Annotated in this window: 18 protein-coding genes and 1 pseudogene; 3 read left to right on the top strand and 16 right to left on the bottom strand. The window is 45.4% G+C overall.

The features are described from left to right. The first annotated feature begins 3 nt into the window (after positions 1 to 3). The 3 genes and pseudogenes from ACWYU8_RS15145 (at position 4) to ACWYU8_RS15135 (ending at position 2,782) form a co-directional block, all read left to right on the top strand. Entirely contained in the window at positions 4 to 1,167 is a 1,164-nt protein-coding gene (locus tag ACWYU8_RS15145; protein WP_457520508.1) for an MbnH family di-heme enzyme, read from the top strand. Next, complete coding sequence (locus ACWYU8_RS15140; protein WP_457520506.1) at positions 1,164 to 2,309, top strand: hypothetical protein; 1,146 nt, start codon at positions 1,164 to 1,166, stop codon at positions 2,307 to 2,309. Before ACWYU8_RS15145 ends, ACWYU8_RS15140 begins: the two co-directional genes overlap by 4 nt. Before the next feature lie 17 nt (positions 2,310 to 2,326). Next, positions 2,327 to 2,782: pseudogene (locus ACWYU8_RS15135) on the top strand (copper chaperone PCu(A)C). Between the two features lie 85 nt (positions 2,783 to 2,867). Here ACWYU8_RS15135 and ACWYU8_RS15130 read toward each other — a convergent pair. From ACWYU8_RS15130 to cydA, 16 genes are all read right to left on the bottom strand, one after another. Next, the gene (locus tag ACWYU8_RS15130; RefSeq protein WP_457520504.1) at positions 2,868 to 4,031 is read right to left on the bottom strand and encodes a glutathionylspermidine synthase family protein; all 1,164 of its coding nucleotides are present in this window, start codon (positions 4,029 to 4,031) and stop codon (positions 2,868 to 2,870) included. 8 nt (positions 4,032 to 4,039) lie between these two features. Next, on the bottom strand, positions 4,040 to 4,609 hold the full coding sequence (locus ACWYU8_RS15125; RefSeq protein WP_457520502.1) for a DUF1190 domain-containing protein: 570 nt from the start codon (positions 4,607 to 4,609) through the stop codon (positions 4,040 to 4,042). An 8-nt stretch (positions 4,610 to 4,617) separates the two neighbouring features. Continuing rightward, positions 4,618 to 5,034: a DUF350 domain-containing protein gene (locus ACWYU8_RS15120; protein ID WP_457520500.1), complete on the bottom strand. Its 417-nt coding sequence runs from the start codon at positions 5,032 to 5,034 to the stop codon at positions 4,618 to 4,620. Then, entirely contained in the window at positions 5,034 to 6,077 is a 1,044-nt protein-coding gene (locus ACWYU8_RS15115; protein ID WP_457520498.1) for a potassium channel family protein, read from the bottom strand. The genes ACWYU8_RS15120 and ACWYU8_RS15115 overlap by 1 nt, the downstream gene beginning before the upstream one ends. A 117-nt stretch (positions 6,078 to 6,194) precedes the next feature. Then, on the bottom strand, positions 6,195 to 7,256 hold the full coding sequence (gene nadA / locus ACWYU8_RS15110; RefSeq protein ID WP_457520496.1) for a quinolinate synthase NadA: 1,062 nt from the start codon (positions 7,254 to 7,256) through the stop codon (positions 6,195 to 6,197). A gap of 246 nt (positions 7,257 to 7,502) precedes the next feature. Beyond that, entirely contained in the window at positions 7,503 to 8,264 is a 762-nt protein-coding gene (gene ybgF, locus ACWYU8_RS15105; RefSeq protein WP_457520567.1) for a tol-pal system protein YbgF, read from the bottom strand. Between the two features lie 18 nt (positions 8,265 to 8,282). Beyond that, positions 8,283 to 8,807 (bottom strand): peptidoglycan-associated lipoprotein Pal, encoded by a 525-nt coding sequence (gene pal / locus ACWYU8_RS15100; RefSeq protein ID WP_457520495.1) that lies wholly within the window; start codon positions 8,805 to 8,807, stop codon positions 8,283 to 8,285. Positions 8,808 to 8,837: 30 nt separating this feature from the next. After that, positions 8,838 to 10,190: a Tol-Pal system beta propeller repeat protein TolB gene (tolB, locus tag ACWYU8_RS15095; protein WP_457520493.1), complete on the bottom strand. Its 1,353-nt coding sequence runs from the start codon at positions 10,188 to 10,190 to the stop codon at positions 8,838 to 8,840. 12 nt (positions 10,191 to 10,202) lie between these two features. After that, complete coding sequence (gene tolA / locus ACWYU8_RS15090) at positions 10,203 to 11,270, bottom strand: cell envelope integrity protein TolA (protein ID WP_457520491.1); 1,068 nt, start codon at positions 11,268 to 11,270, stop codon at positions 10,203 to 10,205. A 13-nt stretch (positions 11,271 to 11,283) separates the two neighbouring features. Next, positions 11,284 to 11,727 (bottom strand): ExbD/TolR family protein, encoded by a 444-nt coding sequence (locus tag ACWYU8_RS15085; protein WP_457520489.1) that lies wholly within the window; start codon positions 11,725 to 11,727, stop codon positions 11,284 to 11,286. Positions 11,728 to 11,730: 3 nt separating this feature from the next. Continuing rightward, positions 11,731 to 12,429, bottom strand: coding sequence for a protein TolQ (gene tolQ / locus ACWYU8_RS15080; RefSeq protein WP_457520487.1), 699 nt, complete (start codon positions 12,427 to 12,429; stop codon positions 11,731 to 11,733). Continuing rightward, positions 12,419 to 12,838 carry a tol-pal system-associated acyl-CoA thioesterase gene (gene ybgC / locus ACWYU8_RS15075; RefSeq protein WP_457520485.1) on the bottom strand — a complete coding sequence of 140 codons (420 nt, stop codon included), beginning with the start codon at positions 12,836 to 12,838 and terminating at the stop codon, positions 12,419 to 12,421. The genes tolQ and ybgC overlap by 11 nt, the downstream gene beginning before the upstream one ends. Before the next feature lie 173 nt (positions 12,839 to 13,011). Beyond that, a complete protein-coding gene (gene ybgE / locus ACWYU8_RS15070) occupies positions 13,012 to 13,314 on the bottom strand; it encodes a cyd operon protein YbgE (protein ID WP_457520483.1) in 303 nt (100 codons plus the stop codon). Then, positions 13,307 to 13,414, bottom strand: a complete 108-nt coding sequence (cydX, locus tag ACWYU8_RS15065) for a cytochrome bd-I oxidase subunit CydX (protein WP_000270284.1) — start codon at positions 13,412 to 13,414, stop codon at positions 13,307 to 13,309. The genes ybgE and cydX overlap by 8 nt, the downstream gene beginning before the upstream one ends. A gap of 12 nt (positions 13,415 to 13,426) precedes the next feature. Next, positions 13,427 to 14,563 carry a cytochrome d ubiquinol oxidase subunit II gene (gene cydB / locus ACWYU8_RS15060; protein WP_457520480.1) on the bottom strand — a complete coding sequence of 379 codons (1,137 nt, stop codon included), beginning with the start codon at positions 14,561 to 14,563 and terminating at the stop codon, positions 13,427 to 13,429. Between the two features lie 17 nt (positions 14,564 to 14,580). Beyond that, positions 14,581 to 16,167, bottom strand: coding sequence for a cytochrome ubiquinol oxidase subunit I (cydA, locus tag ACWYU8_RS15055; protein WP_457520478.1), 1,587 nt, complete (start codon positions 16,165 to 16,167; stop codon positions 14,581 to 14,583). Between the last annotated feature and the right edge of the window lie 511 nt (positions 16,168 to 16,678).

Here is a 16,678-nt window from a genome sequence, read left to right as displayed (position 1 = left end):
CTTATGTCAGCAAGCCACAAGTTCGGTTTGCTGGCATCGCTCACGATATTCACGATCGTAGGCTGTGACAGCGAATCGAGTTATGACGCTACACCATCAAGCTCAGTGAATGAATCTGGTTTTGACTTTCAAACCGGCTCTCTTCCTCACCCTAAAGAACCGGAAGATAACCCGGCAACGGAGGAAAAGTTTCAACTTGGCAGACATCTGTTTTACGACACCAAACTTTCTGGCAATCAGACAATGTCGTGCGAGTCCTGCCACCAGCAGGCACTGGCGTTTTCCGATGGGGCAAAGCTACCAACCGGTTCAACGGGTGAAGTGCTGCATAGAAACTCTCAAACATTAACCAACGTTGCCTATAACGCGTCTTACACCTGGGCAAACCCAGTCTTAAAAGAGATTGAGCAACAGTTGGTGATTCCACTTTTTGGAGAGTTCCCTGTCGAACTGGGTATTAACGACTCAAATCGAACAGAGATTCTGCAACGCTTTGAGACTGATGTCAGCTATCAAAATTTATTTAATGCCGCGTTTCCCGACCAACAGGATACGGTGACTTTCCCTAACATCATCAAAGCACTTGGTGTGTTTACTCGTGCATTGATTTCAAAAGACTCTGATTTTGATCGCGGTACGATGAGCAGCGCTGCGATACGTGGGCAAGATCTCTTCAACAGCGAGAAAACGGAATGTTTCCATTGTCACAGCGGATTCAATTTTAGTGATTCGACTCTGCACGATGATTCTGTGTTTGTCTCTCGGCCTTTCTTCAATACGGGGTTATACAGCCTTGATTCGGAAGGGAGTTATCCCGTAGATGACAATGGTCTGTTCACCGTAACACAAGATACGAAAGACAAAGGTAAGTTCCGACCACCAACGCTGCGAAATGTCGCTTACACCGCACCGTATATGCACGATGGAAGCATCGCGTCTCTTGGTGAAGTATTGGATTTCTACGCCAGTGGCGGAAGAAACATCACTTCAGGAGAAAATCAGGGAGACGGGCGCAATAACCCGAATAAAAGTGAATTTGTTAAGGGCTTCACTTTGAGCCATGAGGAAAAAGAAGACATGCTGGCGTTTTTAAATGCGTTAAGCGATGAGGTATTCATCTCTAATCCCCGTTATGCCAACCCATTTATTGAGGAGGATGCGCAATGATTCGTTCACTCATCTTGTTCGCCTTAATATTTATCGTAAATCCTCTGCGGGCAGAGCCTGGCCTATTGGACAAAGTGAATCTCCAGACGAATATTTTTGCTCAGGTTGGTTACTATCAAACGGACAGTGAGTCCGCCTACACAATTCCCGGTGTCATAACGGACAACAGTGCTTTCCACTATGAAGAAGGCTTACAGTTTATGCATGGTGAACTCGGTTTTTTAGCCAGCTTAGATAACATTCTGGCGACAAAACTGATCATAGGCAGTCATCACGGCGAATCTATCGAGTTAGAAGAGCTATGGCTTCAGCCTTATCTTCATCAGGATTGGACGTTACGCGTCGGTCGCCAACTCAGTCAAATTGGTCTGTACAACAGTACTCATGAGCATGATTGGCGATTTTTAGATACGTCATTGACTCAGCAGGCTTTTCTGGGTAGCCAATACACCGATGACAGCGTGCAAATAACTTATGCTCAGAATAGTTACGATCTCACCTTCTGGATTGGACGGGGAAACAACTTCCCTGCTCAATTTGATGAGATTTCCGCGTCACCTTCCGCTTACGGGTTTCATTATCAATGGTTCCGTTTTCGCAATGATTACCAACTGAAAGTCGTCTCTAGTGCCGCCTACTTTGAAGCAGCGCAGAGAAACCAGCAAGACACCAACGGGCATTCGCACTCTCTTCAAGCATCTGACACACTCATTTTTGATGGTGATACCACGTTGGTCAGTATTGGCGGCAGCCTGGAGTGGAATGACTTTAATTGGGAGCTTGAATGGATGGGCCAATCTATTGATTCTAAGCTAATCGACTCGCAACAAATCACAACAGAACTCGATGCATTTCAACATGGTATTACCACACAAGTAAGTTGGCAGTACAACAATCTTGAGCTCGGCGCTCGCTATGACTGGCTTCTGACCGATAACGACGTCACCAATACAAGCGAAGCGATCGAAACAGTATTAAATGCAACAGGCCATACTCCACAGCGATTCAGTGCTATCGCTAACTGGCGTTTTGCCCCTTATCAACTGTTGCGATTGCAAAGCAGCTACGAATCCATTTTACAAAGCGAACACACCGCGTTTTGGCTTGTGTATCAAGGCGGCGTGACATGGTCAACTCAATAGATACAATAGAGACAGTTATGAAAAAGTACCTCAGCCGCTTCACGTTATGTATCGCAGCACTGCTCACTTCCGCAGCCAGTGCCCATGAATACACGACAAACAGCATTAAAATCGACCATCCTTGGAGCCGGGAAGCGCCACCCAATGCAACCGTTCTCGCTGGTTTCTTTCAGCTAAAGAACCTATCCACCAGAGATGATTTTTTGATCAGCGCGACAACACCAGTTGCTGAGCGAGTGGAAATTCATCAGCATGAAATGAGTGATGGCATGATGAAAATGAAGAAAATCGATAATGTCCGTGTAAGTACAATGAAAAGTGTGATGTTTGAGCCGGGCGGCTATCACTTGATGATCTTCAATCCCAAGCAATCATTCAAACAGGGCTAGCGGTTTCCTATGACGCTTGAATTTAAATACGCAGGAAAAGTAGCAATAGAACTCGCTGTCGAAGCAAATAATCATATTCATTAACATTAAAGGAGCCTCTCGATTGGGGAGGCTCCTTATCTTCAACTTCGCGAATCCGCCTATTGCAACCCGGAGAAAGAGTCCGGAGCTACAGAATCACGTGGGGAATATAACGGGCCATATCTTGAGTCACTAAATTGCTATCCTCACGAATCGAAATACCTGCTGCTCTGTCATTAACCAGCCAGCTTCCAATTAACGTATGGCTTGAGCCAAACTTTGGTAAAGGATGATACTGCTGAATGATCCTTTTACTTGATGCATACGGCCCCGGCGTTTTCACCACGCATTGACCATTTTTGACGATCTCAATGTTCGCCCCTTCACGGGAAAACAGCGGCTTAATCACATAGTCTTTTATACTGGACGCTTTGGGATCATCGGCAAAATACGCTGGTAGTAAATTGGGATGATTAGGGAAGCGTTGCCAAAGTAACGGCAGCAGCGCTTTATTCGAAAGAATCGATTTCCACATCGGCTCCAGCCAATTGACGTTCGCGGTCGGCAAATAATGGCTGAATTCGTCGTCAAACATAAACTCCCATGGATAGAGTTTGAACATCCAGCGAATGGCCCGGTCATCAGCGTCGACAAATAATCCCTCTTCCGTTACACCAATATCTTCAATATAAACAAAAGCGGTCGACAGGCCTGCTTCTCGCGCACAATCCTCTAAATATTGCACGGTGCCTTTGTCTTCTTCGGTATATTTACAGCAACTAAAATGCAGGGTTTGTCCCGGTTGAAACTTAGCGATTTCAGCAAATCGCTCGATAAGAAAGTCTTGCAGTATATTGAATTGATCCGCGCTTTGGTGAATGCGTCCTTTGTTGACGACATCTTCTAACCACACCCATTGCCAGAATCCGGTTTCAAACAATGACGTCGGCGTATCCGCATTGTTCTCCAGCAATTTAGCTGGCTCAGATCCGTTGTAGGCAAAATCCATGCGTGAATAGAGCGACGGCTCTTTACGTTGCCATGAAGAGGCCACTTGTGACCACATTGCTTCGGGAATCGCACACTGAGTCAGTAACTGCTCGCTACGTACTACCTCATCAACGATTTCAAGGCACATCTGATGCAACTCTTCTGTCGGAGCTTCAAGATCCTGTTCGATTTGCTCAAGGGTAAACTGATAGTAAGCCGACTCATCCCAGTAAGGCTGGTCGTACATAGAATGAAACCCAAAACCAAACTGACGTGCTAATTCACGCCAGTTTTCTCGTTCTTGTATTTCTCGTCGAAACATAATGTCTGTTAACCACCATGACTGACTGAAACGGCTTTGCCGAAACCACCACGAGACATGGCTCGCCCAATCGTACCGCCACCACTTTTGTTTAATCTACTGGTCGCGACTTTGGTGGACTGATTTCGATATGAGCCATAAAACTGCCCCGCTCCATTGTAGTATTTCGACTTGTAACGATACATTGGCTCTGAGTAGTAACTCTTGTTATAGCCTTTCAGGTTACTAAGAGCACGGCTGAAAAAGAAACCACTGACGAAAGGAACATAGGAGTGATAGCTCGAACTGTAGTAACAGTCGTCTTGGTAGAAATCATTCTTACACTCGTATTCACTGGTATAACGTGGCGCGTTTTGTTCTGCCCTCGCCATTGCTTCCTGATACGCGATGTCACACTGCTCGCTGAATCCGGGCTCAGCGGATTGACACTCGCTGGCATCAAGGTAAATCGCACCTTCGGTTGTCGATTCCTGAGTAGCAAGGTAAAAAATCCCCCCAAATGCAGCAAATGGGATGATCCGAGCGATTTTAAAGCTTTTATCCATAGAAGAACGTTTAACGTTAGAGCTGCGTTTCATCGTTCCTCCTAGTAGGTCATGCAAGCGGCATTAAGCAGACCGACGGACACCGATACTGCGGCAAGCACGATACCTGCGGGTAATTCATTGTTCTCAATTTGTTCGGAGACTTTTGGCATCAGAATGAAGCGGACAATACCGAACGCGATGAGCTGTGCGAGCAGCGCAACCACTCCCCACACCATAAAATCGATAATGCTGACGGAATTTTTCGCCGCACCCGAAATTGCCAGACAGTACCCCAGAAAAGCACCACTTAACGCCACGGCTGCCGCTGTATTTTGCTCTTCTTTGATCAGGTGCCATTCGTCATAAGGCGTTAACTTGATATAGACAAATTTGAATGCCAGAACAAAGACAATCGACACTGAAAAATAGAGTAAAAAATTGGGAAAACCCGCCAACAGGTCTGCGATAATGTGCATTACTTGTCCTTATTCATTTCATTCCATGCAAAGTTTGTAATTCGCTCATCTGCGATATAGAACAGTTTGGTATTAGGGGGGACGTCGGTCATTAAATCAGGGTTAAGCTGTATACCATTACCGGAATCCAAAGCGATAAGCGTTGCATGATGACGCATTTTAATAAAACTAAAGATGTTTTCGATCTTCGTCATTGGTTGGTGTTCTGGATAAATCACCGAGTATTGGGTCATGCCGCGAGTTGAGGCAAGTAATTCCTGATGTAATGCACTCGAGCCAGGATCCACAGCAGCCTTAGCCAACATCTCTGCGCCCACAGCCGGAATACACTCCGCTTTCGGACAATGCTGACTCAGTAAACGACCTAACGCCTCGTCCTTAAAATAGGCGAGTAAGTGTGCATCAGGATTTACTGAGGCACAATAAAGCGCCGCAGAGAGAGTGATGTCATCAGAAAGATTATCAACAATGATACAGCTTGCCTCTGTTATGTTGGCATTGGTCATCTCCTGTGAATCGGTATAACTGGTCACTTTGATAAAGTGAATCTCACCCGGTAAAGGGTTTTCAATATCCGAACGACTACACAGAACAATTGGACGTTTACCTGCCTCTTCGTGCTGTAACATGCGGATAAGGTGCATCGTTCTTGACCCGTTCCAGCCTAACAAAACAATATGGTTTTCCACTCTCACTCTCCGTTTACCGATAATACCCGCTCGCCAATAATCCACTGCCGCCCCAGCTACTCGTCCTAAAAGCGCAGCAAACAGGCTTAAGCCTCCGGGAATAACGAACAATACAACAACCCATTTACCCAAGTCTGTCACTGGAGAATGGTCACCGTAACCAACCGTACTCGCCGTTACCATCAGATAGTAAATAAAGCTGGAAAAGTTATCGGTGAGTTCTTTCTCGCCTGCCAGAACCAGTAACACCCAAGAGAGGCTAATATAGAACAGGCTAAGAACGAAGAGATTGCGGGTGCTTAACTTAAAAACGTGCGAAGTTAGCCACTTTTTAACGACCAGCCACACTGCCATAAGTATTCAGTTCCTAAATGTATTACGTTGTTTAATAGTAACCGATTGATTGTAAGACACAAAAAAACCAGCCATATTAGGCTGGTTTTTGAGATTCGTCTTAGATAATGCGAAATATTACGCATTACCTTTTACCTGCACGTTTAATTGCTCAGCGAAATCTAACATGCGGTTCAATGGGATAAGAGACTTAACACGCAGCGCTTCATCAACGAAGATCTCATGCTGTTCTCCACCTTCACGCAGTGCTTGTTCAATCGCTTTCAAACCGTTCATTGCCATCCAAGGACAGTGTGCACAGCTGCGACATGTTGCGCCTGCACCCGCTGTTGGCGCTTCGATAAGTTCTTTCTCAGGAACTAGCTGCTGCATCTTAAAGAAGATACCTTTATCAGTCGCAACAATCATTTGCTTATGAGGAAGCTCTTTTGCTGCCTTGATCAGCTGACTCGTTGAACCAACAGCATCTGCCAGTTCTACAACGCTCGCTGGAGATTCAGGGTGAACAAGAATCGCCGCATCAGGATAAACGCTCTTCATCTTACGTAGTGCATCAGCAGAAAACTCATCGTGAACCACACACTCACCCTGCCATAGCAGCATGTCAGCGCCAGTTTTGTTCGCAATGTAAGAGCCAAGGTGACGATCTGGCCCCCAGATAATTGGCTTATCTTCTGCATCCAGATGTTCGACAATCTCAAGAGCAATACTAGATGTCACCACCCAGTCTGCACGAGCTTTGACCGCAGCCGAAGTATTGGCGTAAACCACAACCGTATGGTCAGGATGAGCATCACAGAACTCACTAAATTTATCAGCAGGACAACCAAGATCGAGTGAACACTCAGCCTCCAGAGTTGGCATAAGAATGCGTTTCTCGGGCGTTAGTATCTTAGCTGATTCACCCATAAAGCGAACACCACCGATGATCAGTGTGCTGGCCGGGTGACGGTTACCAAACTTCGCCATTTCCAGCGAGTCACCAACAAAACCGCCGGTTTCTTCCGCCAACGCCTGAATTTCAGGGTCAGTGTAATAATGGGCGATCAGTACAGCGTCTTTTTCCTTAAGCAGCTTTTTTATGCGCTCGATGTAAGACGCTTTTTCTTCAGCGCTCAACGGAACTGGTTTTGGAGGGAATGGGTAAACAGTGTCTATTTTATCTAGTATATGGCTCATTGCTCTTGCTCTACGCAACTTCCTTTAATCCGCGTATTGTAACCTCGTTGATTTTCAAAAACCAACCTGTAACTAGAATTTCTAGCGGTCTAGACGTATATCTTTGATATTCATAACCTGAATATTGGAAAATGAACACTTCTATCCAGTCAAATAGAAACACTCGATCAAAAGTATTTAGCCAAGAAAGGCAAAGGAGCCGCGAAGCTCCTTTTTATAACCCTAAGATCTATAAACCTAAGATGACTATTTCAGCTTAGGGCCCGCGATTTTCGCAGAGGCACTATCTGGGTACTCATCAACGACTTGCTGATAGAATTTCTTTGCTTGCTCAGCATTATTGTTACGCTCAGCGATATCGCCTAACTTAACCAATGCGTCTGCGCGCTTGTTGGAATCTTTGTAAGAAACCACCGCGACAAAACTTTGAGCCGCTTCTTTATCCTGCTTCTTAGCAAAATACAACTGGCCTAACCAATAGTGTGTATTTGCTGAATAAGTGGAATCAGGATAATCCTTCTGGAACTGCTGAAAGGCAGCGATAGCACCTGCGTAGTCACGCTTCTTGAGGATAAGGTCTACAGCGTTTTGATAGGCCGTTTGCTCATCCGCATTAGGTGTGTATTGTCCGCCGATATCGGTCGGCTCAGAGTCTTGTTGAGATACTGGCGCAGACTTCATATCACCACGCATGCGATCAAGCTCGACGAACAGCTCTCGTTGACGCTGTAACATTTGCTGCATTTCGTGGTTATTTCGTTCCAACTGACCTCTTAGATCACTGATCTCTCGTGACATTTGGTCAATTTGCTCTTGCATCTGGAACTGAAGACGGTTTCGGCTTTGTAGCAGACGCTCTAGACGCTCGACATCCGTTTCGGATGAACGACTTTTAGAGACTGAAGATGTGCTGTTGAGATCGGATACTGGAGCTGGTGCAGCGAACGCGAAGTTCGCTGCACTTGCCAGTAACGTAAGCGCAACAGCGCGCTTAGTGTTACTGAACAACATGAGGATTTCCTCGAATTAGTATACTAGAACCGCACGACGGTTTTTAGCGTACACATCGTCTGATTGACCCAGAAGAAGTGGCTTCTCTTCACCGTAGCTAACGATTGAGATTTGGCCTGCTTGAACACCTAGTGCTTGTAGGTAGTTAGCAACCGCTTGAGCACGACGCTCGCCTAGAGCGATGTTGTACTCAGGAGTACCACGCTCGTCCGCGTGACCTTCGACAGTAACTCGTAGAGCAGGGTTCTTGCTTAGGTATGCAGCGTGAGCAGCTAGCATCTCTTCGTAATCACCAGCAATAGTAGAGTTATCAAATGCGAAGTAAATAGTTTGAGTTTCGCGAAGTGCTTGCTCTTTTAGCTCTTGCTCAGTTAGCTGGCCAGCTTGGTCGATAGGTGAAACTACTGTAGATTCCACTACACCACTTCCGTTAGTCGCCGCGCCTGTGTTAGAAGCAGCGTCGTCACTTGAACTACACGCTGTCATAGCCATTACAGGAAGAGCGATTAGAAGCCCTTTTAGAACCTTGTTAAGTTGCATCTTATTTTCCTTTATTAATCAATCTTATTATTACAAAAATGGTGACCATGCAGGTGCTCGAACGCGCCCGTTTGTCGCTGGTAATCGCGCTTTGAATCGGCCGTCAATTGAAACCATCGATAGAACGTTTTGTTTATTGTACATCGAGCTATACACAACCATGCCACCATTTGGGGCAATACTCGGAGACTCATCAAGTAAAGTCTTAGTTAGTACTTGAAGAGCACCCGTTTCTAAATCTTGTTTTGCCAAGTTAAAACCCGAATCACTTCGATTCACCATCACTAGGAATCGACCATCAGGAGTGATTTGACCACTCAGATTCTGGCTACCTTGCCAAGTTAATCGATCAGTTGTACCGCTGCCCAAATCTACTTTATAAATCTGAGGTTTACCACCCCTATCCGATGTGAAAATTAGCGATTTTCCATCCGGATACCAGAACGGTTCTGTATTATTTGATCTACCACTCGTAATTTCTGTGAGCTGACGAGATTTCAAGTCAAAAGTATATACCTGAAGTGACCCCGTCTTAGACAGAACCAGCGCCAGTTTACTGCCATCTGGCGAGAATTTTGGCGCACCATTATGGCGAGGGTATGACGTAATCTTTTCACGCTCACCCGTGTAGATGTTCATAATGTAAATCTCAGACTGGCCATTCTGGAAGCTAACGTAAGCCAACTTCTGACCATCCGGAGACCACGATGGAGACATCAATGGCTGCTTAGAACGAAGCACTAAACGCTCATTGAAACCATCATAATCAGAAACACGCAGTTGGTAAGGGAAACGATCAGTATCGTTAACCACCACATAAGCAATACGCGTCATGAATGCGCCTCGGTCACCCGTAAGTTGCTCATAAACCAAATCAGAAATTCGGTGAGCATATTCACGCATACGCGATGCCTCGACGGTGGCAACTTTATTAAACAAGACATGGTCTTTCGATAGCACTAATTCGCCATCAGTTCCTAATGCCTGTCCCTTACCGCCAGTCAACTGACCACGAGCAATATCAACCAGTTGGTAATTAACCACGTAGTTACCTTGCTCGTTCTGTGTGATAGAACCCGTCAGCAGTGCGTCCACACCAAGACTGGTCCATGAATCAAAGTTCACTTCTGACTCATTAAAAGGCGTTTGCGGCATCTTGTTGGTTGGTACCGGGCTGAATTTTCCGCTGCGTTGCAAGTCAGAAGCAATCACAGCCGAAATATCCGTAGGAAGAGCCTTGGCACCTTCCCATTTAAATGGAACTACAGCGATTGGTCTTGCTGAATCAATACCATCAGTAATAACCAGCTCCAATGCAGCGTGCGCTACATTCGTCATACTGCTGAGCAGTACAAACATTCCTAGTAAAAGGCGTCTAATCACGTCTTATTCCTTTTAGTCCAAAGCAACCGTTAAGTTGATGTCTTTCAGTTTTTCATTGACCGCAGCTTCTGACGATTTAGGGAACGTCCCAACTTGTGCAATCGCTCTTTTGGCTGCTGCACAAACTCGCGTATCGCCACCCAGCACGGTAACACCAGAAACCATCATATCCGATCCGGTAGGAATCAGTTTGATGTTTACCTTACACTCCTTGCCCAGCAAATAGTCATCTTTAATCAACTTTTGCTGAATGCTCTGAGTATAAATGGATGACATACGAGAAAGCTCGTCGTTAATAAATTGGTTACGTGCCGCGCTGTTTTTACTGGCTTCATTTTCCAGTCCAGCAAAAATGTCATCCAATGCCGCTTCTTGTTGTTTGCGTTCGCGTTCAGCTTTTTCTGCAGCTTCTTTTGCTTTACGCTCTCGCTCAGCTGCCTCTTTGGCTGCTTTTTCTTTGGCGATGCGATCTTGCTCTGCTTTTTGCGCGGCTTCACGTTCACGTTTAGCTTTGTCTTCAGCCTCTTTCGCTGCTTTCTCACGAGCTACACGTTCTTGTTCTGCTTTTGCAATCGCTGCTTCTTTCGCTACACGCTCCTGCTCCGCTTTACGTACAGCCTCTTCTTTGACTTTACGTTCTTCTTCAAGCTTAGCAGCTCGTTCTTTTTCTTTGCGAACGCGTTCTTCTTCCGTTTTACGCTCCTGCTCTTTTTTCTTGCGGTCCGCTTCTGCTTCACGTGCCGCTTGCGCATCTTTCGCTTGCTGCTCTTTTAGCTTACGAATTTGCTCTTCTTCCGCTTTGCGATTTTTTTCCAGCTGCTCAGCTTCACGTCTTAATTTATCAAGACGTTCTTCCTCTTTCTTAGCGGCTTTTTCGCGCTGCTGACGAATCTCTTTCGCTTGCTGTTGCACAGCCTTAGGATCAATAACAACAGCCTGAACCATCTGTCCGGATGGTTCAGGTTTTGACATTGTTAAATCAGTACCCCAAAGCAATGCGACTACCAAAAGGGCGTGCAAACCCACCGATATCATTACCGGCTTGGAGTACTCTTTCGTCTGATTCTTTCTTTCTTTCATGAATGCTTGGCGTCTATTCCCGGATATCGGTCAGGAGCCCTACTTTAGGGATACCAGCACGACTCAATTCATCAAGTAAAAGGACTACATCCGCATAAGGCGTAGCTGCATCACCGCCTACCGCAACAGGCGAATCAGGCTTAAGTGAGCGTTCTGCTTTAACACGTACAATGACATCTTGCAGCGTTAAACCACGTTGAACTTCTTCATCGTTGACACTCAAACCTAAGTTACCATCGCGATCAATTTCGATAATGATAAAACTGCTGTCAGTATCGCCCGCTAGATCTTGTGCTGGTGTTGCGTTCGACGTTTTCGGCAGTTCTACATCAACACCTTGTGTCACAAATGGAGCGGTAGCCATAAAAATGATCAACAATACAAGCATTACGTCGATATAAGGAACAACGTTAATCTCTGCTGTCATTTTTCGCTTTTTAGGTTGGTAACCCGCCATGCTTTATTCCTTATCTGCGCTGTCTCTGCCAGCCATCGCCTGGCGATGAAGGATGCTGTGGAATTCTTCTGAGAAAGTCGCGTAAGTGTGTTCAAGCTTACTTACTTTGTTGCTTAGTCGGTTGTAGGCCATTACCGCAGGGATTGCAGCAAACAGACCCATTGCCGTTGCGATTAGCGCTTCGGCGATACCTGGTGCAACCATAGAAAGCGTTGCCTGTTTTACTTCACCCAGCGCGACAAACGAGTGCATGATACCCCAAACGGTACCGAACAGGCCGATGTATGGACTGATAGAACCGACAGTCGCCAGGAAAGGCAAGCTGGTCTCTAATTCATCCACTTCACGAGCAACGGCAACACGCATTGCCCGGCCTGTGCCTTCCATAATGTAAGCTGGAGAGTTTGCGTTGCTCTTACGCAGACGAGCAAACTCGGTAAAACCGGCATAGAAGATCTCTTCTGTACCGATGATTTCTTCTTTACGGCCTTTCACATTTTGGTATAGCTGAGAAAGGTCGGTGCCTGACCAGAACTTGTCTTCAAATGATTCTGCATCTTTTGTTGCGTGCGAAAGCACTTTGCTGCGCTTGATGATCATCGCCCATGAAGCAATCGACATACCAAGCAGAGTCAGCATCACAAGTTTTACTAACAGACTCGCCTCTAGAAAGAGGTCTAAAATGGAAATATCAGCAGTCACTATTTGTTAGCTCCGAATTAATAAATGCTGGAATAGCTATTGGTTTCATTTTTTTATTATCGATACATGCTACCTTAACAAGGGCCTTGCACAATATGCCCCCATCATCATTGACCAACTCTTGACAGAATTGTAAAGACGCACGTTTGATTTCTGACACTCGGGTTACAACTGTCAACTGTTCGTCCAGTCTTGCTCCTTGCTTGAAATCGATCTCCATGTGTCGGACAACGAATCCAATGCTTTGTTCCAGCAACACGTGTTGAGAAATACCTTTCGCGCGCAACATTTCTGTACGGGCACGCTCAAAGAATTTCAGGTAATTTGAATGATATACAACGCCACCCGCATCCGTGTCTTCATAGTACACAGTGATCGGCCAGCAGAATGAGTTAGATGTGCCTTGCAAGAGAGTACCAATATATTCAATTCTTTAAAGTAGTTACTATAACTGAAGCAAATGTAATTGATACTGAGTGAGCAGAAAATTTTTTGATTTTTGTTGAAAAAATAAAAGCCAGACAACTTGCCTGGCTTTTACTTGATGATTTAATAACCGACTTTATTTCAACTTATTTCAAGCTACATGAAATAACGAGCGGTTAAGTAAAATAAGATAGCGAGAGAAATGTAAGGACTAAACCACACTTGCCAATACCAGCTTCTCGGTTTGAATCCCACGCCAAATACCATACTTGAACATACTGCCCAAATCAGTGCTGGCGCGATCACTGCGTTAAAACCACCAATTGCCTGATGATACGCTTCTGGATCCCACATCACCAATCCTACATGCATAAAGCCGAGGATGAGAGATAAGACCCTCAACAGAGTCTTATCGGTTGGTTGGTGTAACTTCGCTACCTTATCAGCGAGATCACTCACTGTCTTTATCCATCATTTCTGAGTGCTCTAACCAAAGAGCATTGATGATACCGAATGCACAAGCTAGTAGTACACCTAGAATCCATGCGAAATACCACATAGTAATAGCTCCTTAGTAAAGTGAGTTTTTGTTGTCTTCTATGTACTTGTCATCCAAGCGACCGAACATCTTGTAGTAAGTCCAAGACGTGTAACCAAGGATGATTGGTACCATAACAAATGCCACACCTGTCATTAGGTTCAGAGTCAGTTCAGATGAAGTCGCATCCCACATCGTCAGGCTATGGTTAGGCACTAGGTCTGATGGCATGATGAATGGGAACATCGCAAAGCCAGCCGTGAAGATAATACCTGCAACACCAAGACTTGAAGTGATGAACGAAGTTGCGCACTTTTCAAAGCGTGAAGCCAATACAGTAAGAAGTGGCATCACAACACCTAGTGCTGGTGCAGCCCATAGCAGTGGGTAGGTTTCAAAGTTCTTCATCCACGCACCTGCTTCGCGAATCACCTCTTTGTTCAGCGGGTTAGATGCAGCGTTGGTGTCAATACCACCGACAATGACGTAGCCTTCAATGTTCTGAACCCAGAAACCAGCGATAACAAAAGCAACCACCGTTAACAGACCGGTCAACTGAGCAACGTTACGCGCACGAGTATGAACTTCACCCGTGGTTTTCATTTGTAGCCAGCTTGAACCTTGCATCAGGATCATGAACAGACTTACCAGACCACATAGCAGAGCGAATGGGTTTAGCAGCCCAAAGAATGAACCGTGATACGTTGGCATCAGAAAATCGCTTAACTGGAATGGAACACCTTGCAAAAGGTTACCAAACGCTACACCAAAGATAATTGGCGGAACAAAGCCACTGATTGAGATACAAATATCCCAGTTTCTACGCCATTTTGGCTCTTCAATCTTTGAACGGTAATCCAGACCGAGAGGACGCAGCCATAGCGCCGCAAGCGTCAGGATCATGGCCAGGTAGAACCCTGAAAATGACGTTGCGTAGACTAGAGGCCATGCTGCGAACAATGCACCACCAGCAGTGATAAGCCAAACTTGGTTGCCGTCCCAGTGTGGGGCAATTGAGTTAATCATTACGCGACGTTGTGTGTCGCTTTTACCGATAATAGGTACAAGCGCGCCCACACCCATATCGAATCCATCAGTCACTGCAAAACCAACTAGTAGAACACCGATCAGTACCCACCAGATGAATCGCAAGATTTCGTAATCAAACATCTTGTTGTCTCCTTGTCTTACGCTTCTACTTGGCGACTAACTTTGTCTTCAACAGAGTTAGCGTTTTGCTCAAAGTGGTAGCGACCAGTTTTTAGGCTGCTTGGACCCTTACGAGCGAATTTCACCATCAGGTAAACTTCTGCAATCAGGAATGCTGTGTAAAGCGCCAGAATTGCAAATAGCGAAGTTAAGATTTCGCCAGCGCTCAGAGCTGAAGCGGCAACATGTACCGGCAAGATTTCACCAACCGCCCATGGCTGACGACCAAACTCCGCGACAAACCAACCTGCTTCGATAGCGATCCAAGGAAGTGGAATGCTGAAGAATGCAGCTTTAAGCAACCAACGTTTCTGAGTAATTTTCTGACGACATGTTTGGAAGAAAGACAAGCCAAAGACAAATAGCATGATGAAGCCACAAGCAACCATGATACGGAATGACCAAAATAGCGGCCACACGGTTGGGATAGAATCATCTGCTGCCGCTTGAATCTGCTCTTCGGTCGCATCAACTACATTCTCTGTGTAGCGTTTTAGAAGCAGACCGTAACCTAAGTCACCTTTCACTTCATCGAACGCCGCCATGTTCTCTGCAGACTTATCACCCGCACGAAGCTTCTCTAGCAACTCGTATGCGTACATACCGGTACGAATACGCTCTAAGTGTTGATCATGCAGGTCACGTAAACCCGTTACTTCCTTATCGATAGAACGAGTTGCAATAATACCCATTACGTAAGGGATCTTAATTGCGTAGTCAGTATGCATGTCTTCTTGGTTCGGAATACCAAACAGCGTGAACGCCGCAGGTGCTGGTTCGGTGTGCCATTCTGCTTCTACTGCAGCCAACTTCACTTTTTGTACTTCACCAAGCTCATAGCCTGATTCGTCACCAAGAACGATGGTAGAAAGGATAGCAGCCATACCAAAAGACGCAGCAATTGCAAATGAACGACGAGCGAACGCAATATCACGACCTTTCAGTAGGTAGTATGAACTGATGCCTAGAACAAACATCGCACCACACGTGTAACCAGAAGCCACAGTGTGAACGAATTTAACCTGAGCTACCGGGTTAAACACAACTTCAGCGAAGCTCACCATTTCCATTCGCATAGTTTCGAAGTTGAACTCTGCACCCACAGGGTTTTGCATCCAACCGTTCGCAATCAGAATCCACAGTGCCGAGAAATTTGAACCTAACGCCACCAACCATGTTACGGCTAAGTGTTGGCGTTTAGATAGACGATCCCACCCGAAGAAGAATAGACCAACAAAAGTTGACTCCAGGAAGAACGCGACAAGTGCTTCTATCGCTAGTGGTGCGCCAAAGATGTCGCCGACATAGTGGGAGTAATATGACCAGTTCGTACCAAACTGGAACTCCATGGTAAGGCCAGTTGCTACACCAAGTGCAAAGTTAATACCAAACAGTTTACCCCAGAACTTGGTCATGTCCTTATAGATCTGCTTGTTCGTCATTACGTACAACGACTCCATAATGGCCAAAAGAAAGGCCATACCAAGGGTCAATGGTACGAATAGGAAGTGATACATCGCTGTCATTGCAAACTGCAACCGCGATAGATCAACTACGTCAATCATGATAACTCCTATGTGTCGGCTGAATGACACGCTCTACATATTGCAATCCGTAATCATGTGTTATTCACACATGAAATATGTTGAATTGTCACAACTTTTTGTTGCAAAAATGTACTTCGTTGGTTAGTTAATTGTTAAGCATCAGCTAATATAGCTGCGGCTAATATTACTTGTAAAAGCCGATTGTTTCAAAAGATTTATAGCCAGATTCCGCTTTGATGCACATCAATATTTATGCACAGAACCTGGACGAAAATCCATCACCTTGACGCAAATCAAACAATAGCTGACGCAAATGTTAATACTGAGTAATCGTAGGAGAATTTTTCGGGTCACAGGCAAACACTAGCGCAACAAATAACACTTTTTAATTAACTAAATGAAATTTAGAGAAATCCTAATAATGAGATGTAGATCACTAAAGTAAAAAGGCTGAGCATTTTGCACTAATGATATTCGTCTAAAGAGAGTTATAGATTGTGTGTGAACTGTCTTTTACCCAGCGCCGTCA

This window comes from Vibrio limimangrovi, assembly GCF_054064025.1.
Note: the sequence above shows the minus strand (reverse complement) of the source record. Positions and strands in the feature narration are given on the sequence as shown.